Here is an 18746-nt window from a genome sequence, read left to right on the forward strand (position 1 = left end):
CGCAAGCCGGTGCATGGGCGCGCTTGATTTCTCTGTAGCCGTCAGTGTCTGCCGCGCGCGCGCGAAACTCCAGCAGCGGGCGCTGTGGCTGCGCCAGGCACAAAAAAACCCGCCTGGGCGGGTTGTGGGTTGGGTGGGAAGCGGGGCCTAAATCTCAGCGGCCACCACGCGAAGACCAGCAAAGCGCATGTGCTTTTCAGGGGGCAGGCTGCTGTTGATCATTTCTTGGCTGACGTTCCAAATGCGGGCTTCGGTCATTGCGACAGAAAACAGCGCGCGGCCATTTTCAAACATCACCCGCACTGGTCGCACGCGGCCATCGCTGCTGCTGAGCGGCATATCGAACGATTCATTGATCGGGTACAGCTGGCCCGCCACATCCATGCGCACGGCCAGGGTCAGCGTGGCGCCCACCACCGTGCGCACCTCGCTCAGGGTGTCAGCCACGATAGTCTGGGTGTCGTTGGCGTGGTCAGCAGTAATGCTCTCCAGCACGATAGTGGGTTGCACATCACCAGGCTTTGGCACGCTCACCCATTTTTTGCCCGTCCAGCGCTGGCCCAGGCGGCTGTCGTCATCGCCGATCGGAATCGCGTTATCTGGCACAGGATCGAGGGCGGGCATATAGCTGCCCTCCCCACCGCATACGCCGGCCGCGTCAATGAATGCATATTTCGCCATCAGACACCCTCCACTACACAAAATCCATAAGCACCGGGGTTGTTGGCGTTGCTATAGGCCAAGCACCGCACTGTCGATGCATTTATCAGCCGATAGGACATAGGCACCGGGCCGGCCCCGCCCATCCAAACTGTGCGGATGGGAATGATGAAAGTCTTTGCCGGATTAACCGCAGAAATCGGAATGTCCAGATATCTGGCCGTACCCGTCCCCTCATCCCCATTTGCCCATGCCGAATATGTACCCACCACGTGCTGCACATTCTTGATGCCGCCAATGCCAGCGACTGCCGCCGACACATGCGCCTTCACGTTATCGCGGGCCGCGTTGGTCACCGCATTGATGTTGTCACGCGCCGCATTGGTGTTGCCGTTGATGCTGTCGCGGTTGGCCGTAGCCTCTGCCCGCGCCGTGGTGATATCGCCCTTGACTGCAGCAATATTGGCAATGGATGTGGCCACCTGGGCGGCCACCGCCCGCAGTTCGCCGTAGATGACGGCTCCTAAACTTCCACTCATTTTTAAGCCTCGCTTGCAGTAATGGCCTTGATGCGCCCGCCTTCGTACTCAAAGGTTTCGGTGCGGGTGCGGCCCTTGTAGGTGGTGGCAATGGTCTTTACCGTGCCCTCGGCGTTATAGGTGTAGTTGCCCACCGCCGCATTGCCGTCGATGGTCTCGGTCACCTTTTCAACCTGGCCCTGGGCGTTGTAGATGAACGAAACCAGCGTGGCGCCATTGGCGGGGCCTAGGGATAGATCCTCGCGCCGCAAGGTGATGTCTGGCCCGGTCTTGCCGTTGACCGTTTTAACCATGTCGGCGTCCAATTCATTGATCGCCTGCTGCTGGCTGGCCAGGGCCTGCTGCTGCTCATACAGCACGTCATCCACGCCGGCGCCCAGATCGGCCAGGCGCTGCACATCGGCGCGCAGCTTGTTGCCCGGGCTGGGCAGCGGAAAGCCGAAGTTCTCGGTAAAAACGCTGGTGTCTTGCGTCATGCTCTGCCCCTTATGTCAGCACTACGGCGCGCAGGTTGCGGATGTAGGGCCGCGCGGTGGGCGTGCCGGAGGGCGTCAGCCGCACGCGCAGTGCCGCAGCATCGATGCCCGTGAGCTTGTGGTGAATTTCCACCACCCCCACGCTATTGGTGCCACTGGCCACCGGATCAATGGGCACCTCCACCCAGTTGGCTTGGCCGTCAATCTGCATATGCACCTGGCAGGCTGCCCCACTGGGTATGTCGGCCTCATAGATCACGCGCAGCTCGGTGCCGCCGTTGCTGCTGATGGCCGGATAAATGCAGGTGCCGATGCTTTGCAGCACCCCCACCAGCAGCATGGTGCCCGGCTCCAGCACGGCGCCCAGGCCGGTATCGCCCACGCGCAGGGTGGCGCTTACCCGCACCTGGCCAGTAAACGCAGTGTTGAGCCCCACGGGTTGCATGGCGTCCACGCTGTAGCTGTCCACCACTTCCGATTTGATCGGGTCGATTAGCTCCAGCAGGTAGGTGATGCGGGCCGATGCCTCGGGCGAGGCGGCACCGGCGTTAATGGCCAGCATGGTGGCGCCCTCCACCTCTTCGGTGCCCAGCACAATGGTCTGCGATGGCTGCGCATATTGCACGGCCAGCAGCTCAAAGCGCAGCATGCTGCCCGCGATGGGTGCCACGGCGCCGGCTGGGGTGATGCGGGCCAGTTGCCCCAGCGCAGGGGATGCGGTCACCAGCTGGCCCGCGCTGGCGGTGTTGGCCTTGCCCACCTGGGCGGTGTGCAGCGCGGTGCCGGTATCGTTGCACTGCACGCAAATGGCATATTCCATGCCCTCGGTCAGCAGCACCGGTGCGGGCCATACCGCCTTCACGGCCTGGCCGTTGGTCGGGATGGCGTTTTTTTCTAGATGGCATTCGGCCAGCACTTCACCGGGGCCGCCCGTCGCGCTGTCCACCTGGGTCAGGTAGGCAATGGCTTTGCTGCCCACCGCAGAGAAATAGAGCTTTACGCCACCGTCCTGGTGCGTGGCCGGGCTTTTGAAGGTCTGGAAAAGCGTGTTAAACGACATGGGTAATTACCTCAGGGCCAAACCCCCGGCCATTGAGCCCGGAGTAGGTGGTATTGACGCGGATCTGCAGCTGCACTTCGCCCGTGAATGCGGTCATGCATGAGCCTCCCTGGTTGCCAGAGAAACCCACCATCTTTTTGCCGGGTGGCAGGTTGGCCGGCACGGTGAAGGTGCCGCGAATCTGGCCCGCCGCATCGGCCACCAGGCTGCCGCCCGGCACGGGCAGCGGCTGCAGGGCTATGCCATCAAAGCCCAAGGTGGTCAGCAGCTCCCCAGGGGCAAAGCCGTCGATGGTGAACTGCACCGGGATGCTGCGCATAAAGATGGCGCCGCCGCTCAGCTTGGACAGGTCAAGGCTTTCCAGGAACTTGTCGCGGGCTTCGTCGCGGGCTTTGAGTACCTGGTCGCCTGGCGTCATGCCCAGAATGTTGTAGTAGTAGCCGCCCGGATAAGTGCGCTCGGTTTCGTTGATCCAGCGGTCAACGCTTGGAGACAGCACGACCTTGGAGGGCATGGGGGTGGGCGGTGGTGGGTTGGGCACCACGGGCGCCGGCGCTGCCACGGTGGTGGCCTCACTGGTGGCCAGCTGCGCCCACAGCGTTACCAGGCTGTGCGCCATGGTGTGGGTGGTGGCCCCATCGTCCAAGGGCATGGCCTCCATGGGCTCGGCCAGCTGCAGCGCGCCGCCTGCAATGAGCGCGGTTTGCTCCATGCCTTGATCGCGCATGCTGTTGTCCAGCATCGGATCTGCAAAGCTGCCGCGCTTGAGGCCCGCATAGCGGCCAGACACATCCACCGCCAGGCGCAGCTCGGCCAGCTCCAGCTTGTGCTGGTTGTGCTGCCGCTGGTAGCCCTGCAGGGTGGCCATGCTTACCTGGCGCACCTGGTCAACGATCACGCCGCGCGTGCTGTCCCAGCTTTGCCAGATGCTGGCCAGGGCCAGCAGGCCAGCGGGCACCGATGGCGTTACCGGGTTCCACTGCGCCGGCACGCCCTTGACCACGTTCAACGCCCCCTTGGCATCGATCACGATGACGTCGATGCGGCGCAGCGCCGGGGTGTAGTCCACCAGCATGGTGGTGTCCTTGACGGCGCCAGTCACTGCAAAGTCATAGGGCGTCTGGTCTTGCACCGCCTCAGTGCTCATGTATTCAAAGTCGCACACGTATTTGCTGCCCGGCGCCACCTCGGCGCCCGGCAGGCTCCAATCGACTTGATCGGCGTTCAGTCGGTAGTCCACATCCTTGGTGTAGGTGGTGCCGCCTTGCGTGACGCTGTTGATTTTTACCACGCTGTTTTCTGGCAGCAGATCGGAGGCGCCCACCACCGGGCCATGGGTCAGCTCTACCGTGCGGCGGCGTTGCACCCGCACCGTGGCGGGCTTGAGCACCGGGCTACGGTTGAAGCGCACCCGCTGGGTTTCCAATGTGGCGCTGCTGTGTGGCTCGCTGCTGATCTGCATCACATCGGGCACTGCAGCAAACACCAGGCGGCGCGCGGCGCCACTGCGCACAACCACGCCGCCCACACGCGCCGCGCCCGCCGACAGGCTGAATACCTGGCGGCCTTCGACGTCATCGTCGAGCATGGTGGTTTCCATGCCCTCGATCACGTAGTAGCCGCCGCCCGTGCTTTCGCGGTCGTAGTTCTCGATGGCCTTGGTGGTGGCTGCCAGCTGCGGCGCTGCCTCTCGGGGCGTTACCACCCCGTCAATGATCTGCCACACGGGGTAGAAGTCGCCCGCCAGGCCGCTGCCTGCCTGGCCCCAGGTGCAGGTGGTGCGGGTGCGATCTGCGCCCGCCTCGCCGCGCGTGGGGCTGGCCAGTTCGTTGTCATACAGGTCAGGGTCTTGCAGCGCGGTCACCGTCTCCTGCAGCAGGTAAACGCCCACGCTGACTTCGCCCACCATGGCCACCACCAGGCTGGCTGCGGGCACGTCACGCACCTGGCCCGCCAGGTAGATTCGGCCAGCATCCAGGGTGCACGCGCCGGTGCTGCTGACTGCGCAGGCGGCGCCTGCTGCAATGTCGCCCTCGGCAAACAGCACATCGGCCACGCCGCGCAGGGCGCTCGCCGCGTTGTCCTGCACCTCGTCCAGCTCACGGGCCTGCACTGGGCGGCCCAGGCGAAATTGCAGCCCGGTGTAGTTCTTGTCGTTCATTTTCTGGTTGCTCCCCTCACAGCGGCAGGATCAGGAATTCGGCTTCTTGCTTGCGCTCGCGCGGCGATGGCTTGCGGTATTCCAGCGTGTACATGTCGCCAGGCGTTGCCACCTGGTCGGCGGTGATGTAGCGATGCCCAGGCGGCGTGTCGGGCGTTACCGTGGTGCCAAAGAACAGCGCGCATTCGCGCACGGTCTCGCCGTCCGCATCAAAGAAGCCAAAGTTCGCCTGCAGGTACAGCCACTGCGATGGCTGGGCGCTTTTCTTGTAGTAGAGGATGTTGTCGCCAACTCCTTCTGGCACCGAATACTCCCGCTCAGGGTCGGTTTCGGTGGTTGGCACCACGTATTCCACGATGGTGGCCAGGCTTCGGCCAATTTCATCCACCATCTGGCCAGCGATGGGCACGGCGGGCGGCTCCTGCCAAGCGCCATCACCTCGGCCCCACGCAAAGTAGGCGGGCATGGCCGCCAGGGCCTTGGCCAGGGCGATGCGGCCCGTGTCTTGCAAAACAATCATGTCTGTCACTCCTGAATAACAATGTTTCCACCGGCAATGTCGGTGGTCTGCCAGGTGTCGCCGTCCCACCCGCCCGTCTCCCAGGTGCGGTCTGGCACCGTGCGGGGTAGGTCGCGGCCCGCCTGGCTGGCTGCTGTTCCCAAGGGCTGGCCCAATGGCGATGCAATGGCCCCGGTAGGTGCCTGGCCGTGCAGGGTGTCGCCATAGCACGCCAGGCGCACATAGGCGGGTGCTGCGCCGCCATGCGTGGCTGCAGCAGTGCCTGCCAGAGGCCTGCGCACCGGGCTGCCCAGCCGGTAGAGGTTGAGCAAGAGCCAGTCGGTGCGGCGCATGCGGCCACCCTTGGCGGTGCTGTGGCCGCCCGGGATGCGCGCACCCGTCAGGCGCGGCGCGGTGCCGCCATTGAATGCCCCTTGGCTCACGATGATGGTGGTGCCGTCGCCCGCGTCCATGGGCGTGCCGCTGTCGGCCTGCAGCAGGCCGTGATTTAGGCCCGGGCGGCTGTTGGTGCGCAGCACGCGCCGGTCAAGGCGGTGGAACACCCGGTAAAAGCGCACATGCAGCGGCAGACTGGCCTTGACCACATGCGCCAAGTAGCGCAGGTCGGCTGCGGTGATTTCGCGGCCCGGATCGATATGCAGCAGCGCGCCGTCTTCCTCGATCTTGACCCCGCGATAGCCCAGCCAGCCCATGGCACGACGCACAGAGGCCGCGCTGCCGCGCTCACGCAGCCAGGGCAGACCCTGGGCCAGCAGCTCGCGCGGGTCGGCAAAGTAGCGGTCAAACTGGCTGAGTTGCCAATGTGCAACCACCCAAGGCTGCAGCGCATCAGGATCGGCGGCGGGCTCGGCCTCGTCGGCCAGGCTCCCCCAGTCTGCTGGGAAATTGCCGTCTACGGCGCGTTCCAGCAAGCTGGCATTGGGGGGCAGCACACTCCGGTGGCGCTGGGAGACTTTGGGGCCTGCCATGGCTATGCCACCCCCATGTCCACCAGCAGCACCTGGCCCATGGCCGGAAAGTAGCCCACCGGGATGGTGGTTACTTCGGCAGGCGCGGCACTGTCGGGGTATTCCACCCGGGCCACGCCTTCCACATGCAGCAGCGTGGTGATATAGCTGCGGCCCACCGTCGCGGACAAGTCAGCCATGCTCGCAAAGGCATTCTGCAGCCGGCTATTGAGCAGCTGCAGCAGATTGGCCGGCGCGGTGCGCGCGCGGTAGATGTTGGCCGTGATGCTGATGGCCATGGGCTGGGCCACGGCCACGGTTATGGGCACACCGAGCATGCGCCCGCCGTCGCTGTTTACCAGTGCGTCAACGGCCTGCAGGGTAACTGCTGCCTGCGCCTGGTCTACGCACCACAGCATCAGCTGCACCCTGCCAGCGGTGGGACTGGTGGCCATGGCCGCGCGCACGTTCAGGCTGGCGGTCATCGCTTGATACTCGTAGTACTCCCGCGTGCCCTGGCTGGCCAGCGCCGCAATGCGCAGCTGCACACGGGTGCGCAGCCGGGTGTCTGCCTCGCCACCCATGCGCGTGACGCCCACCATAGCCGCAAGGTGGTCAAGGTCGGCGCCCCTGGCAAAGCCCAGCAGATGGGCGCGGGCGGCGTCGTTGACGCGGCCGCGAAACACCATTTCTCGTTTGGAAAAAGCCTCCAGCAGCTTGGTCAGTGGCTCGCTCTCCAGGACCAGCACGTCGTCGATGGCGGGCAGATACGGGCGCAGCAGGTTGGCCAGCTCGGTTTTGCTGGTGGCCAGAATCGTTTCGTAGTTGAGCGCTTCGACAACATCAGGCGCGGGCAGTGTGGCCAGGTCGATCATGCGGACGCCCCCCACGCAATGGGCACCGACAGGCGCAGCGGCTGGCTTGCGCCAAAGTTGCTGTTGTAGGTGCCCAAAATCTGATACTCGGCATAGCCGGGGCGGCTTGGGTCGCGCAGGCTTTTGATCTGCTTGACTTCAATGCGCGGCTCCCAGCGCATCAGCGCCGATTGGATGGCAGAGAAAACGCGGGTCTGCGCAATCAGGTTGTCGGGCTGGTCGACCAGCGCCTGCAGCAGGCTGCCATAGTCGCGGCGCATCACCCGGCTGCCGATGGGCGTAGTCAGGATGTCCATCACCGATTGGCGCAGGTGGCTGATGGCATCCATGCGGGCGCCGGTCTGAGCGTTCATCATGCTGGCACCGGGCCTTCCGTCAATGCCTGGCCCTTTTGGACGCCCTTGTGCGGGTGGTTCACCAGGCTGATGCCCTGGGCGATCACATCGACGTTGGCAGTGATCTGGTCAGGGCCAATGCTCAGCGTGGTGCTACCGGCCTGCAGGGTGATGTTGTCCCCCTCCATGGTGATGCTGCAGCCCTCTGCCACTTCAAAGCGCACGCGCTTGTCCAGGTGCAGCAGGTGTTCACCCTTGGCGGTTTCGCTGTAGTCCTGTTTGCTGAACTGGGTGCGGCAGGTGTCAGCCTGCTTGCTGGGCGCGGCCATGCGGTCGCTGTACACGCCCAGCAGCACGCAGCCCTGGCCCATGTCGCCGCCCGTGGCCAGCACCATGCACTGCTCGCCCTTGACAGGCGGCCACCACTGGCTGCCCTTCTCGCCTGCGGCACGGCCTGTAAACCATGGCAACCAATCGGTTTCGTTGTCGCCGGTCTTGACGCGGCAGCGCGCGGCGCCCAGGTCAACAGCCGCAATCGTGCCCAGGCGCGCCACATTGGCGAGTTGGCGGGCAAGCTCTAGCGGGTTGGTGTCTGGGCTGGTGTTTGGGGGCATGCGGCCAGTGTCGGCCGCGCGCGCGCGGAAGGCCAGCAGCGGGCGCTGTGGCTGCGCCTCGCACATTTTTTGCAGCGGGTGGCCGCTACTTGCTCAGGTAGTCCAGCAGGTATTCGCGCAGCCAATCGATGTCATCTTTGCTGATTCCAATCAGCTCGCGGGCTGGGTAGTCGTAGCTTGGGCCGCCAGGGTTCACCAGATCGGTTTCGCCGTAGTGATGCACGCGGGCAATGCGCTGGGCGCGGCCCACGAACTCCACCACCGCCGCGTTGCCGCCCTCGCTGCGCGCCCGGATGTTGCGCTGCATGCGCAGCTTGGCAAACATGGGCTTGCGCTGCTGGGCCTGTTGGCGCACCTGGGCGCGCTTGCTGCGCAATGCGCCGCTGGGGGCCTTGCGCGGTTTCCAGGCGTTGCCATCGGGGTCAGTCTGGGCGCGCATGCGCTGGGTGTTGGCCGTGCGCAGCTTGCGCGCAATGTCCACCGCCAGGCGCCGGCGTGCGGTGCCGTCGAGCTTGGCCAGCAGGTGGCCGGCCCAGTCTTCAATGGCGCGAAAGTCTGCCATTGCCGCTTACTCGCAAATCACGCTGTTGTCGTTAAAGCGTCTGGTTCGGCAAGCCGCATATTCAGCGCGGGGCTTTGCATCTCGCACGCCGCAATCGTCCAACACTTCCCCTGCCCTGATGTACCACCCCTCGGCAAAGTCTCCCTCTTGCAAGGCAATGTCCAGAAGTTCGCAGTACCGCGCCGCCGTATTGGCCGGCACCACAGTACAGCCAGCCAGCAGCATGCCGGCCAACACTATGGACAGGGTGACAGCTGCCAGACCCTTGCATTTGCGGGCCAATGCACGCCACTGGCGCCTGCGCCACGCGCCGCGCACCTGCCGGCACCAGTCCCAGGCCAGGACAAAGAACGTGAATGCGTATTTCTGGATGGTTTGCATGCGGGCTCCATAGCTATAGGACAAATCGGCCTTCATCTGGCGGGGTGGGAATGTCCCATTCGGCCAGCAGTTGGTCTTTGAGCCACAGCTGCCAATGCTCGGGCAGGCGGTTGGTGCCCACCACCTGGGGCTCGGCGGGGTGGTCGCAAATCAGGCGCGTGGGGTGGCTGGGGTCGGCGGTGACAATCACGCGCTCGGTGACGGGCACACGAATGCCGATATCGGCGGCTGCGGTGTTGAGCAGCTCCACCCGAAACTGCAGGCCGCTGGCCTGGCTGGTGGGGTTGAGCAGCAGTTCAGGCTGGTGGACGCGCAGCCAGGCCATCAGCGGCACAAACAGCGCATCGGTGTGGCCAGTGAAGTCCAGCACCGCCACTTCGATGGTGTAGGCATATTCAAACGACAGGCTTTTTGCCATCGTGCCCACCGCCCGGCCCGAGGTGGCCACCACTTCGAGATTTTCGGGGTTGGCCTTGAGGTCAGGGACTGCGGCCTCGATAAGGGTGCGCAGGCTTTGCAGCTTCCACATGCTATTCGTCCTTGGGTGGGCCGGCGTTAATCATGTCCGCTACGGTTTGGTAGGCTCTTTCGCAGGCCAGGCCTCGGACTCGGCATTGGTCAGCCTGGCCCGCGTAGATTCCCGCTCGTTCATCAAGTCTTGCGTGCAGGTCGGCAAGCACTCCGATGGCGGCGGCAGTTGCTTGGCGCTCGCCGTCAGTGCTGGCACGCCTGGCCACACCTTGCCAATAACCGATGCTGTCGGTGTAGGTTCGCTGGTCGCGCAAGCGGCTAGTGCGCTCGCGGCCAGCAAGATCAGACAGCGCCTCAATCTTTGCATTGGTTTCCCCTTCTTGCGTTTGAATCTGTTGCGCGAGCGCGCGGCCCGCAGTGTCCACGGCTGCGCGGTAGCGGTCGAGCGCTTCATAGGCCTTGGCATTGGACTGCGCGATGCCGGTCAGCGTGTCGGCGTGCTGCAGCCGCAGCTTGCTGATGCGGTTTTGCTGCACCAGGCCCACCACCAGGACCAGCACTACCAGCCCGGCCACGATGGCCGCCTTGGATAGATCCAGCATTCCGCGTTGTTGCTTCATGGCTTGAGGTCTTTCAGGCACATGGCCATTTCTCGATCACGGCGCAAGGCCAGGCCGCGCAGCTTGCGCCCCTTGGCCATTGCCCAATTCGGCAGTTGGCGACAAGCGGCAGCCACATCGCCCGCGCGCAGCAGGCGCAGCATGGTGCTGTAAGTGCCTTTTTCCAGGTAGACAAAGCCATCCTTCACACCTGGCGCACCCGGGCCGGTGTTGTAGATGAATGAGAGGAACGCGGCCACGCTGGTGGCCGGCATGCTGTCGCGCACCTCAGCAGGCACCCAGCGCTCAAAAATCTGCCAGGCTTCTTGTATGCCCTGCAGGGTGAGTGCATCGCATTCGGCATTCGTGGCCACATCGCCCAGCTTTACGCCGCGCGTCCAGCCCTCGCAAATGGTGGGGATGGCCACCGGGTCGAGGTAGGCAGGCAGCACCCGGCCCTCGTCCACCGGCAAGGTGGTGAGCAGGATGGCCGCAACGGCGCCCGCCACAGCGGTGGCGCCCTTGGCAATGATGGTGTTCTTGGGAACGTATGGCAGGGGTCTAGTCATCGGCCAGCCCCCCGAAGTCGGTAGAGGCATTGCCAGGGTGGCGCTGAATCTGAATCGCACGCTCGCGCCAGTTCTGGCCAAAGGTGCTCACCATCTTTTCTTCGCCGTGCTTCTCCAGCATTTCCATCACCCATGCCATGCGGTTGCGTTCTTCGGCCCGGTCGCTGCGGCGCTTCTCCGCCTGCTTGGCTTTCACGCCTTGGCGCTGCGCCCAGATGGAAACCAGGCCGGTGGCCACCGTCATAGCTGCGCCGATAATCAAAAGCACTGTGTCCACCGTGATAGTTGGAAACCACGCCGGCACCACATTGGCGTCAGTCGCGGCCTTCGCCGCACCGCCCGCAGTCGTGAGGCTGCCAAAAACATAGGTTGCGCCTGCGCTGATGCGCCCTACAACAAACGTGCGGCTTTCAACCCAAAGGGCCTTGATGTTCATTTTTTAGGCCCCTTCCAGCTCCATGCCGTCCATGTGCATGTGGCAAAGCGGTCGATAGTGTTTGCGTTCAGGACTTCAAACCCGTAGTTCTCGGTCTTGGTGCCGCCCCACAGCTTGCTGGTGCGCACCAGCTGCCAGACGCCACCGGCGCAGGCCACGCGGATGCCCATCACCTGGCGGCCGATATCGGGGTTGCCCCATTCGCCATCCAGCACCGGCAGCCCAGCGCGATAGGCGATGCCATCCAGGGGCTGCCCCCACTTCTTGGCCAGCCAGCCGCAGCGGTTGCGGATGCCGTTGAAATTCCAGCGCGGCAAGAAGCTGCGCGGGCTGTACGGCGGCCAGTAGCTCACATGCTGGCCATCGTCATGCACCACATCTTCGTCGGGCGCGGGCATGCGCACATGCCGCCCATCGATCAGCGCCCAGTCAGAGCGGTCCCCGTTGATACTGATGTTGTTGTCGTACCAGCGCAGCCAGCGCGGCAGCTGCTCGGCCTTGCGGGGCAGCAGTGCAGCGATGAACAGCCACACGATGGGCGCAGTGAGGCCCAGCCAAAAGCGGATCAATGCAGGCTTGCGCGCGCTTTGCAGGCTGGCCAGCGCCTGGGCGTGCAGCTCAGCGGGCACACCGGCTTCGGTCAAATAGGTTTGCAGCTTGTTCATGGTGTTGTCAGTCCCAAAGGTTGATGCGGTCTTGCACGGGCTGCACGGCCTTGACCAGGCGCACGGGCATGCCCATGGGGATATCCATGGCCACCTTGGCCAGGCCCGGGTTGGCGGCAAGCGTGGCCTCTACGTGGCCCGCTGTGCTGCCCAGGTGGCGATTGACCAGCGCATCGAGCACATCGTTTTGCAGCGCCCGCACGGTGATGGTGTTTTGCACGCCGGTCATAGCAGCTCGGCAATCACGCGGGGCAAGCCCTGCAGGTCGGCAATGGCGTGGCGGGTGCGGGTGTCAAGGCTGTCTTGCCGGATCTCCAGCGCGCTGCGCACCCGGCTTTCTTTGCCCGCGCCATCTGGCAGCGTGTCAATGTCGCGGTATGCGCTGGCCAGCTGCGACTGCACATGCGATTGGATGGCCCGCAGATAGTGCTTGAGCTTCACGCTCTGGCCGCCCAGCTGGGTGGCAGGCACATCAGCCAGGCTGGTATAACCCAGCACCACCTGGGCCGCCTGCCAGTCGGCCAGCTCTCTGTTGACGCTGAGCATGGCCTCTTCCACGGCCAGCAGCAGGCGGGGCGGCGTCACGGTGCCATCGAGCCTGGCGTCTTCGCGCAGCTTCTCGCAGTTCACATCGGGCCACCAGCCGTCATTGGCCACCGATGGCTCGGCGCCCTTGATAGGCGGGTTGGCGACAGCGACAAATGGCGAATTCACAGCGTCAGGCTTTCAGGGTGTTAGGTGTGGCGGTGGCCCAGGGCATCAGGCGTTGGCAAATCAATGCTGCCTTTGCCCTGGGGCCGCCACGGCTCGCGGGGTGCGACTGGTGCGGCGATTGGGGCGCTACTTTTTAAGGCGCGCTTCCAATCGCTCAATGTCTTTTTTGACGCCTGCGCGCTGTGGATCAAGCTCCATGGCGCGTTGCAGGTACGGAAGGGCTGCGCTGCACACCTGCAGCGTGCGGCCCTTGGCATCCATGGCGATGTCCTGGCTGTTGGTCTTGCCCAGCAGCGCCCAGCCTGCGGCCTTGTTCAGCTTGGCCTTGATCTGGTCATGCATGTCGGCCTCGGCGGTCAGCTCCAGCACGCGCTGGGTGACAGATACGGCCTCGGGGCCAGCAAGACGGCCAGCCAGTACGGCTTCGGCGATTTCCTCGGCCACCACGCTGGCCATATCGCGGTTGTAGTTGTCGGGCGGATTGATGCCAGCCGCCAGAGCGTATTCGGCCAGGAGCATGGCGCGCGAATAGTCACCCGCGTCGATGGCCCAGATCAGGATGGTGGCCACCACTTCGTCCTGCGTGCCAGGCTTGGTGTCAAACACCCCGGCCAGGTAGGCGTCGTATTCGGGCAGCATGGCGCGCTTGGCCTCGGCCTTGCGCTCATTGCTCTTGAGGTCTTTCAGCGCAATGCGGTGTTGGTGCAACTGCACAAGCTGCAGTTCGTAGGCGGTGCCGATGGTCTGGCCGTAGGCGTCGGCGGCACTGCCAGCGCTGGCCGCCAGGGCAGCCATGGTGCGCATGTAGTGCGCTTGGGCTGGTGTCTGTCGCATGTGGATGTTCCCCGCTTGGTGTTGGTGGGCACCGGCCCGCTAAAGAGCGGCCTATTTTTTTAGCCGCCGATGGCAGGCCGGTGCGCTGGGCTTAGGCCAGTTCGATGTTTTCGACCAGGCAGGCCTTTTCCAGGTTCTCGATCACGAATGCATCGTTGGACGATTCAAACGTAGCGATGCGGTCTTTTTCCGGCTGGTCTTTGACCATGCGCCGGCGTGCGCTGGCCTGGTAGTAGATAGACAGGTTGTCCAAGCTGGTGACCATCACAGCATTGGGCGGGAAATTGGGCACCGTGACAGCCTGCAGACCACCCAGGCGCTTTTGGCTGACGACCAAGCTGCCGGCCAGCATCTCGGTGGGTGCGTCCTGGCCGTCCACGATGGGGAACAGCTTGTCATGCATCAGGTCGCGGCCCACGATAGCCACCAAATCAGCGCTTTCCGAGAACGTGGGGGCAATCAGGGCATGGCGAGCGTCATACACCAAGCCGTCCAGGCTTCCATAGTCTGCATCGGCCAGCTTTTCGCCGTCTTTATCAGCGCCGACCTTAACTTTGCCAGCGGTAATGCCGCCAGTCATCACGCCTTGCGGGCGGTTCTCGCGCAGATCCTGCAGCCAGCCCTTGTTAACGTCCTGCAGCAGGGGATTGGCTACACGATTGGTGTTCGCCGCCACGCTGGTGCCGTTGAAGCCGATCATGATGCGGTCGAGTGCGCAACGCTGGATGATGGAAGCCGACAGCAACTTTTGGAAGTTCGGGAACTTGGCCCACATATCCAGCTTGGCATAACGAATGGCCGTGTCGTAGTTGGTCTTGGCGCACTGGTAGCTGTACTGGCTCATTTCGGACACATCGACCGGCTGACGTTCTTTGTCGCCACTGGTATCGGTGCGGCTTGCAATGGGGCCGTCGACGCCCAAGCCCAGGCGTTCGCCCATCATCTCGTCCACCGGGACGATATTGATCTTGCCCAGGAACGAACTGGATTCTTGAATGCGTTGCTCCAAGGTTTGCTGCACGCTGGGCGCGATGGCGAACTTGACGGCGGCGTCTTGCACGTTGGACAGCGCGGCTTGCCGTGCCACGTAAGCGGTGTATTTCAGGCGGGTATCGTTGCGCATGGTTGCGTCCCTATAAAAACTGGTGTCGGTTGTTGGTGAGAGCGGCTATTGAGCGGCTGTAACTTGCTTAGCAGTCGGCCAGCTCCGAAGCATCCTTGCCGGTGGCAGCGGGGCGCTGGCCGGTGTGGTTCTCGGTGCCTTCGAGCTTGGCTTTCAGGGCGGCGAAGTCCTTCTTGAGCGTTTCCAGCTCGGTGCCCTGGGCGGTGAACTTGCCCAGCAGCTCGGCGTTTTCCTTGGCCATGTTCTGCAGCGCGGTGCCAGTCACGCCCATTGCTTCCATGACCTTGGTTGCAAAGGCGGTGTCGCCCGCTGCGGGCTTGGTGGCTGCCAGGCCCTTGATGCTGTCGATCACATCGTTGAACTTCTGCAGCATTGCGCTGGCGATGCCCTCGGCGTCACCTTCCAGGCCCAGATCGGTTTCGAGGGCAGCAGTGAACAGGGTGGACGGGTTGGTTTTGCGCTTGGCAAAGGGGTTGGCTTCTGGGTGCTCAGCAGAGAATGCAAGCACCTCCGTTCCCAGGCTTGCGGGGCTGTCCGTGACAGCCAGGCCGACCATGTATGCCTGGCCGGATTTCGCAAAGTCGGGGTCGATTTCAATGCTGGTGAAGATCTTTTGCTTGGCCTTGTTCATGGCCACCAGCGCGGGCAGTGCTTCCACCTGGGCAAACAGTTCCATCTTGCCCTCGGCATTGGCCACCGCCTTGAGGGCGGTCACATCGCCCAGCGCCGCAAAGGCGCTGTCGGCCATCACGCCGCGAATGTGTTCCAGCCAGACGCGGGCCTGGTACTTTCCGGTGTTGTAGTTGGCGGCAGCCTGTTCAATCCAGCTGCGCTGGATGGTGCGGCCATCGGTGGTAGCGCCTTCAGTGGCAACTCGAAAGAATTTGCTTGGCATGGTGCGGCTCGGTTAAGCGGTTGTTGATCTATCGCTATGTTCCGCGCACCCTGTTTTTGTAGCAATCACCGCGCGCTGTGGCTGCGTTTCGGACAATTTGCACTTGTCGATTTCCGCGCGCGCGCGGCAGACACTGGCGGAATGAAAGTAGCACCGCAAAAGCCGCCAGTCATCCCAGCGCCCACCGGCACCGCCGACAGTGGCGCGCCGGCGCGCGCCGTCAAACGCCTGGCCAAGAAGCGTGGCAAATGCGGGCCGCACATCACCACGGTGACGCCCGAGCAGGCGTTTACAGCTGCTGTCCTCAAAGAGATATCGCCCGATGGCAAGGGCCTGCCGTTCGCGCTTGACGGCTGGCCCGCTGGCGAATGCTGCGCCATCACCGATGGCGGGGCAGGCCAGCGGCGCCAGGCCCGTGACCTGTATTGGCAAGGCTGGAAGCTGACCCACATCGCGGAAAAGCTGGGCGTGGCCCGCGCCACACTGCACGGCTGGCACAAGGCAGAGCGCTGGGCAGAGGCGAGCCCCACCGAGCGCGCCGAGGGCGTGACGGAAACACGCTACGCGCAGTTGGTGGCCAAGGAGGAAAAGACCGGCAGCGATTACAAGGAAATTGACCTACTCGGGCGGCAAATGGAGCGCTTCGCGCGCATCAGCAATTACCGCCAGTCGGGCCGCGAGCGCGATCTCAACCCCAATATCGATGCGCGCAACGCAGCCGCCAAAAAGCAGCCCGTCAAAAACTTCCTATCGCAGGAACAGATCGAGCAGCTGCGCGATGCCTTCATTGAATCGTGCTTCAAGTACCAGCTGACCTGGTGGCAGAACAGCCACCAGCGCACGCGCCAGATTCTCAAAAGCCGCCAGATCGGCGCCACCTGGTACTTTGCCCGCGAGGCGCTGATTGATGCGCTGGAGACGGGCCGCAATCAGATTTTCCTGTCCGCCAGCAAGGCCCAGGCTCACATCTTCAAGCAGTACATCCAGGCGTTTGTCTTTGAGGTCTGCCAGGTGGAGCTGAAAGGCGAACCGATCATTCTGGCGAACGGCGCGCAGCTGCACTTCCTGGGCAGCAATGCGCGCACAGCCCAGGGCTACCACGGCAATTTCTACTTCGATGAGTATTTTTGGACAACCGACTTCGAGCGCCTGAACAAGGTGGCCAGCGGCATGGCCATTCACAAGAAGTGGCGCAAAACCTATTTCAGCACCCCATCGAGCATCCAGCACGCGGCCTATGACCTGTGGAGCGCGAAGAAGTTTGCGCGCAAGTTCAAGACCGATATCGACATTACCCACGGCAAGCTGGCGGGCGGCTTCACGGGCGAAGACAAGGTGTGGCGCCACATCGTCAACATCTTGGACGCCGAGGCCGGGGGCTGCGATCTTTTCGACCTGGACGAACTGCGGCTGGAGTACTCCGACCCCGAGTTCGAAAACCTGCTGATGTGCGGCTTTGTGGATGACTCGTTTAGCGTCTTCCCGCTGACCAACCTGCAGCCGTGCCGGGTGGACAGCTGGGAGGTGTGGAAAGACTTCAAGCCATTCACCCAGCGGCCCTTTGGCTGGCAGCCGGTATGGGTGGGCTATGACCCCAGCCTGAATGGCGACAGCGCGGGCCTGGTGGTGCTGGCCCCGCCTGAGACACCGGGCGGCCCGCTGCGCGTGCTGTACACCCGCCAGCTGCGCGGGCTGGACTTTGAAGCACAGGCAGCCGAGATCAAGAAGATTTGCGCCACCTACAACGTGCAGCAGATCACTATCGACCTGACCAGCATCGGCAATGCCGTCCACCAGCTGGTGGTGAAGTTCTTCCCGTCTGCACGGGGCATCAACTACAGCGTGGAAAGCAAAACACTGCTGGTGATGAAAGCTCAGCAAGTTATCAAGGCCCAGCGCCTGCAGTGGGACGCCGGCAACAAAGAACTGGCCGCTTCATTCATGGCCATCAAGCGCGAGATGACGGCCAGCGGCCGCAGCGTGACTTACGCGGCGGGCCGCAGCAAAGACACCGGCCACGCCGATCTGGCATGGGCGTGCATGAACGCGCTCAGCAACGAAGCGCTGGAAGTGGGCACCGGCCTGGCCACGCCGCAAACGCAATCCTTTATCGAGGTCTATTCCCAATGAGAAAACGCAAACCCGCGCAGCCCCAGCGCACGGCGGCAATGGCCGCACCATCGCCCGCGCCAGTCACCCAAGCGGGCCAGCATTCCAACGTGGAGGTGTTCAGTTTTGGCGATCCCGAGCCGGTGATAGGCGGCATCAGCGCGCTGATGGAGTATGCCGAGTGTGTGCAGAACGGCGAGTGGTATGAGCCACCCGTGAGCCTGGCCGCCCTGGCGCGCCTGCTGCGCGTTGGCGCGCACCACGAATCGGCGCTGCGCTGCAAGGTCAACATCTTGGCCAGCACGTTCATCCCCACCCAGTGGCTCAGCGCCGCAGACTTCAAGGCCATGTCCTTTAACTTTTGCGTGCTGGGCAACGGCTATCTGGAGTGGCGAGAAAACCAGCTGGGTGACAAGCTGGTACTGCGCCACGCCCTGGCCAAATACATGCGGGTGGGCATCGATCCGGGCCGGTTCTTTTTCGTGACGGATCTGCAGTCGCCGCACGAATTCAAAGCTGGGTCTATCCTGCACCTGCGCGAGCCCGATCTGCATCAGGAAATTTATGGTGTCCCCGGCTACCTGGGCGCCATGCAGTCGGCCCAGCTCAACGAGAGCGCAACGCTGTTCCGCCGCCGCTATTACAACAACGGTTCGCACGCAGGCTTCATCCTTTACGCGACTGACCCGGCCCAAAGCCAGGGCGACATTGACGCCCTGCGCAAGCAGCTGACCCAGACGAAGAACGGCGGCAACTTCCGCAACGTCTTCTTCTATGCGCCAGGCGGCAAGAAAGACGGCCTGCAGCTGATCCCTATCAGTGAGGTGGCGGCCAAAGATGACTTCTTGAACATCAAGAACAGCAGCCGCGACGATGTGCTGGCCGCGCACCGGGTGCCGCCGCAGCTGATCGGCATGCTGCCAAACAACACGGGCGGCTTCGGTGATGTGGAAAAAGCTGCAATGGTTTTTGCGCGCAATGAGATCACCACGCTGCAGACCGACATAGCCGGCTCGATCAACGCGCAGGCGGGCCGGGAGGTGGTGCGCTTCAAGCCCTACAAGCTGGACGAGGGCCAGGCCGCCGAGTAGCCCCAGCTCCACACGCCACCCAGCACAGCGCGGCCCCCGCAGCAGGCCGGGCACAGGCCCGGCACCAGGGGCCAGCCCGCGCCGCACGCCCCGCCCGCCCCCACGCCCCT

Annotated in this window: 24 protein-coding genes; 2 read left to right on the top strand and 22 right to left on the bottom strand. The window is 63.6% G+C overall.

Annotated features, from left to right (window positions below):
• Nucleotides 1-147: 147 nt before the first annotated feature.
• The 22 genes from F0Q04_RS20970 to F0Q04_RS21075 all read right to left on the bottom strand — a co-directional run bounded on the left by F0Q04_RS20970 (nucleotide 148) and on the right by F0Q04_RS21075 (nucleotide 15436).
• The gene (locus tag F0Q04_RS20970; protein WP_182343337.1) at nucleotides 148-681 is read right to left on the bottom strand and encodes a hypothetical protein; all 534 of its coding nucleotides are present in this window, start codon (nucleotides 679-681) and stop codon (nucleotides 148-150) included.
• Nucleotides 681-1199, bottom strand: a complete 519-nt coding sequence (locus F0Q04_RS20975; protein WP_182343339.1) for a hypothetical protein — start codon at nucleotides 1197-1199, stop codon at nucleotides 681-683. Before F0Q04_RS20975 ends, F0Q04_RS20970 begins: the two co-directional genes overlap by 1 nt.
• A 2-nt stretch (nucleotides 1200-1201) precedes the next feature.
• Nucleotides 1202-1675: a hypothetical protein gene (locus F0Q04_RS20980; protein ID WP_182343341.1), complete on the bottom strand. Its 474-nt coding sequence runs from the start codon at nucleotides 1673-1675 to the stop codon at nucleotides 1202-1204.
• A gap of 10 nt (nucleotides 1676-1685) precedes the next feature.
• Nucleotides 1686-2735, bottom strand: a complete 1050-nt coding sequence (locus F0Q04_RS20985; protein WP_182343343.1) for a virulence-associated protein — start codon at nucleotides 2733-2735, stop codon at nucleotides 1686-1688.
• Complete coding sequence (locus tag F0Q04_RS20990) at nucleotides 2725-4896, bottom strand: DUF4815 domain-containing protein (RefSeq protein ID WP_182343346.1); 2172 nt, start codon at nucleotides 4894-4896, stop codon at nucleotides 2725-2727. The genes F0Q04_RS20985 and F0Q04_RS20990 overlap by 11 nt, the downstream gene beginning before the upstream one ends.
• A gap of 16 nt (nucleotides 4897-4912) precedes the next feature.
• The gene (locus F0Q04_RS20995; protein WP_182343348.1) at nucleotides 4913-5416 is read right to left on the bottom strand and encodes a hypothetical protein; all 504 of its coding nucleotides are present in this window, start codon (nucleotides 5414-5416) and stop codon (nucleotides 4913-4915) included.
• Nucleotides 5417-5421: 5 nt separating this feature from the next.
• The gene (locus F0Q04_RS21000) at nucleotides 5422-6384 is read right to left on the bottom strand and encodes a phage tail protein (RefSeq protein WP_182343350.1); all 963 of its coding nucleotides are present in this window, start codon (nucleotides 6382-6384) and stop codon (nucleotides 5422-5424) included.
• 2 nt (nucleotides 6385-6386) lie between these two features.
• Nucleotides 6387-7238 (bottom strand): baseplate J/gp47 family protein, encoded by an 852-nt coding sequence (locus tag F0Q04_RS21005; RefSeq protein WP_182343352.1) that lies wholly within the window; start codon nucleotides 7236-7238, stop codon nucleotides 6387-6389.
• A complete protein-coding gene (locus F0Q04_RS21010) occupies nucleotides 7235-7591 on the bottom strand; it encodes a GPW/gp25 family protein (RefSeq protein WP_182343354.1) in 357 nt (118 codons plus the stop codon). The genes F0Q04_RS21005 and F0Q04_RS21010 overlap by 4 nt, the downstream gene beginning before the upstream one ends.
• On the bottom strand, nucleotides 7591-8187 hold the full coding sequence (locus tag F0Q04_RS21015; protein WP_182343356.1) for a phage baseplate assembly protein V: 597 nt from the start codon (nucleotides 8185-8187) through the stop codon (nucleotides 7591-7593). The genes F0Q04_RS21010 and F0Q04_RS21015 overlap by 1 nt, the downstream gene beginning before the upstream one ends.
• 85 nt (nucleotides 8188-8272) lie before the next feature.
• Nucleotides 8273-8749, bottom strand: coding sequence for a phage virion morphogenesis protein (locus tag F0Q04_RS21020; protein ID WP_182343358.1), 477 nt, complete (start codon nucleotides 8747-8749; stop codon nucleotides 8273-8275).
• Between the two features lie 6 nt (nucleotides 8750-8755).
• The gene (locus tag F0Q04_RS21025; RefSeq protein WP_182343360.1) at nucleotides 8756-9130 is read right to left on the bottom strand and encodes a hypothetical protein; all 375 of its coding nucleotides are present in this window, start codon (nucleotides 9128-9130) and stop codon (nucleotides 8756-8758) included.
• 13 nt (nucleotides 9131-9143) lie between these two features.
• The gene (locus F0Q04_RS21030) at nucleotides 9144-9659 is read right to left on the bottom strand and encodes a phage tail protein (protein WP_182343362.1); all 516 of its coding nucleotides are present in this window, start codon (nucleotides 9657-9659) and stop codon (nucleotides 9144-9146) included.
• Nucleotide 9660: 1 nt separating this feature from the next.
• Nucleotides 9661-10221, bottom strand: coding sequence for a DUF2514 family protein (locus F0Q04_RS21035; protein ID WP_182343365.1), 561 nt, complete (start codon nucleotides 10219-10221; stop codon nucleotides 9661-9663).
• Nucleotides 10218-10769, bottom strand: a complete 552-nt coding sequence (locus F0Q04_RS21040; protein ID WP_021024760.1) for a lysozyme — start codon at nucleotides 10767-10769, stop codon at nucleotides 10218-10220. Before F0Q04_RS21040 ends, F0Q04_RS21035 begins: the two co-directional genes overlap by 4 nt.
• Nucleotides 10762-11205, bottom strand: a complete 444-nt coding sequence (locus tag F0Q04_RS21045) for a hypothetical protein (protein WP_182343367.1) — start codon at nucleotides 11203-11205, stop codon at nucleotides 10762-10764. The genes F0Q04_RS21040 and F0Q04_RS21045 overlap by 8 nt, the downstream gene beginning before the upstream one ends.
• Complete coding sequence (locus F0Q04_RS21050; protein ID WP_182343369.1) at nucleotides 11202-11870, bottom strand: hypothetical protein; 669 nt, start codon at nucleotides 11868-11870, stop codon at nucleotides 11202-11204. The genes F0Q04_RS21045 and F0Q04_RS21050 overlap by 4 nt, the downstream gene beginning before the upstream one ends.
• 7 nt (nucleotides 11871-11877) lie before the next feature.
• Nucleotides 11878-12099, bottom strand: coding sequence for a tail protein X (locus F0Q04_RS21055; RefSeq protein WP_182343371.1), 222 nt, complete (start codon nucleotides 12097-12099; stop codon nucleotides 11878-11880).
• Nucleotides 12096-12584 (bottom strand): head completion/stabilization protein, encoded by a 489-nt coding sequence (locus F0Q04_RS21060; protein ID WP_182343373.1) that lies wholly within the window; start codon nucleotides 12582-12584, stop codon nucleotides 12096-12098. Before F0Q04_RS21060 ends, F0Q04_RS21055 begins: the two co-directional genes overlap by 4 nt.
• Before the next feature lie 126 nt (nucleotides 12585-12710).
• On the bottom strand, nucleotides 12711-13418 hold the full coding sequence (gene gpM / locus F0Q04_RS21065) for a phage terminase small subunit (RefSeq protein ID WP_182343375.1): 708 nt from the start codon (nucleotides 13416-13418) through the stop codon (nucleotides 12711-12713).
• Nucleotides 13419-13509: 91 nt separating this feature from the next.
• Complete coding sequence (locus F0Q04_RS21070) at nucleotides 13510-14541, bottom strand: phage major capsid protein, P2 family (RefSeq protein WP_182343377.1); 1032 nt, start codon at nucleotides 14539-14541, stop codon at nucleotides 13510-13512.
• Between the two features lie 67 nt (nucleotides 14542-14608).
• A complete protein-coding gene (locus F0Q04_RS21075) occupies nucleotides 14609-15436 on the bottom strand; it encodes a GPO family capsid scaffolding protein (RefSeq protein ID WP_182343379.1) in 828 nt (275 codons plus the stop codon).
• Between the two features lie 141 nt (nucleotides 15437-15577).
• On the opposite strand from F0Q04_RS21075, the gene F0Q04_RS21080 reads away from it, so the two are divergent.
• Both F0Q04_RS21080 and F0Q04_RS21085 read left to right on the top strand, forming a co-directional pair.
• Nucleotides 15578-17566, top strand: coding sequence for a terminase large subunit domain-containing protein (locus F0Q04_RS21080; RefSeq protein ID WP_182343381.1), 1989 nt, complete (start codon nucleotides 15578-15580; stop codon nucleotides 17564-17566).
• Nucleotides 17563-18636 carry a phage portal protein gene (locus F0Q04_RS21085; RefSeq protein ID WP_182343383.1) on the top strand — a complete coding sequence of 358 codons (1074 nt, stop codon included), beginning with the start codon at nucleotides 17563-17565 and terminating at the stop codon, nucleotides 18634-18636. Before F0Q04_RS21080 ends, F0Q04_RS21085 begins: the two co-directional genes overlap by 4 nt.
• Nucleotides 18637-18746 lie beyond the last annotated feature (110 nt).

It is taken from the genome of Comamonas koreensis (assembly GCF_014076495.1).
Classification (GTDB): Bacteria; Pseudomonadota; Gammaproteobacteria; order Burkholderiales; family Burkholderiaceae_C; genus Comamonas; species Comamonas squillarum.

Bases quoted from the DNA above. Each gene is read 5' to 3' on its own strand.
- F0Q04_RS21045 (WP_182343367.1), bottom strand. From the start codon at position 11,205: ATGAACATCAAGGCCCTTTGGGTTGAAAGCCGCACGTTTGTTGTAGGG.
- F0Q04_RS21050 (WP_182343369.1), bottom strand. From the start codon at position 11,870: ATGAACAAGCTGCAAACCTATTTGACCGAAGCCGGTGTGCCCGCTGAG.
- F0Q04_RS20970 (WP_182343337.1), bottom strand. From the start codon at position 681: ATGGCGAAATATGCATTCATTGACGCGGCCGGCGTATGCGGTGGGGAG.
- F0Q04_RS21005 (WP_182343352.1), bottom strand. From the start codon at position 7,238: ATGATCGACCTGGCCACACTGCCCGCGCCTGATGTTGTCGAAGCGCTC.
- F0Q04_RS21040 (WP_021024760.1), bottom strand. From the start codon at position 10,769: ATGACTAGACCCCTGCCATACGTTCCCAAGAACACCATCATTGCCAAG.
- F0Q04_RS21075 (WP_182343379.1), bottom strand. From the start codon at position 15,436: ATGCCAAGCAAATTCTTTCGAGTTGCCACTGAAGGCGCTACCACCGAT.
- F0Q04_RS21030 (WP_182343362.1), bottom strand. From the start codon at position 9,659: ATGTGGAAGCTGCAAAGCCTGCGCACCCTTATCGAGGCCGCAGTCCCT.
- F0Q04_RS21035 (WP_182343365.1), bottom strand. From the start codon at position 10,221: ATGAAGCAACAACGCGGAATGCTGGATCTATCCAAGGCGGCCATCGTG.
- F0Q04_RS21010 (WP_182343354.1), bottom strand. From the start codon at position 7,591: ATGAACGCTCAGACCGGCGCCCGCATGGATGCCATCAGCCACCTGCGC.
- F0Q04_RS21025 (WP_182343360.1), bottom strand. From the start codon at position 9,130: ATGCAAACCATCCAGAAATACGCATTCACGTTCTTTGTCCTGGCCTGG.
- F0Q04_RS21070 (WP_182343377.1), bottom strand. From the start codon at position 14,541: ATGCGCAACGATACCCGCCTGAAATACACCGCTTACGTGGCACGGCAA.
- F0Q04_RS21000 (WP_182343350.1), bottom strand. From the start codon at position 6,384: ATGGCAGGCCCCAAAGTCTCCCAGCGCCACCGGAGTGTGCTGCCCCCC.
- F0Q04_RS20990 (WP_182343346.1), bottom strand. From the start codon at position 4,896: ATGAACGACAAGAACTACACCGGGCTGCAATTTCGCCTGGGCCGCCCA.
- F0Q04_RS21080 (WP_182343381.1), top strand. From the start codon at position 15,578: ATGAAAGTAGCACCGCAAAAGCCGCCAGTCATCCCAGCGCCCACCGGC.
- gpM (WP_182343375.1), bottom strand. From the start codon at position 13,418: ATGCGACAGACACCAGCCCAAGCGCACTACATGCGCACCATGGCTGCC.
- F0Q04_RS21085 (WP_182343383.1), top strand. From the start codon at position 17,563: ATGAGAAAACGCAAACCCGCGCAGCCCCAGCGCACGGCGGCAATGGCC.
- F0Q04_RS21055 (WP_182343371.1), bottom strand. From the start codon at position 12,099: ATGACCGGCGTGCAAAACACCATCACCGTGCGGGCGCTGCAAAACGAT.
- F0Q04_RS20975 (WP_182343339.1), bottom strand. From the start codon at position 1,199: ATGAGTGGAAGTTTAGGAGCCGTCATCTACGGCGAACTGCGGGCGGTG.
- F0Q04_RS20985 (WP_182343343.1), bottom strand. From the start codon at position 2,735: ATGTCGTTTAACACGCTTTTCCAGACCTTCAAAAGCCCGGCCACGCAC.
- F0Q04_RS21015 (WP_182343356.1), bottom strand. From the start codon at position 8,187: ATGCCCCCAAACACCAGCCCAGACACCAACCCGCTAGAGCTTGCCCGC.
- F0Q04_RS20995 (WP_182343348.1), bottom strand. From the start codon at position 5,416: ATGATTGTTTTGCAAGACACGGGCCGCATCGCCCTGGCCAAGGCCCTG.
- F0Q04_RS20980 (WP_182343341.1), bottom strand. From the start codon at position 1,675: ATGACGCAAGACACCAGCGTTTTTACCGAGAACTTCGGCTTTCCGCTG.
- F0Q04_RS21020 (WP_182343358.1), bottom strand. From the start codon at position 8,749: ATGGCAGACTTTCGCGCCATTGAAGACTGGGCCGGCCACCTGCTGGCC.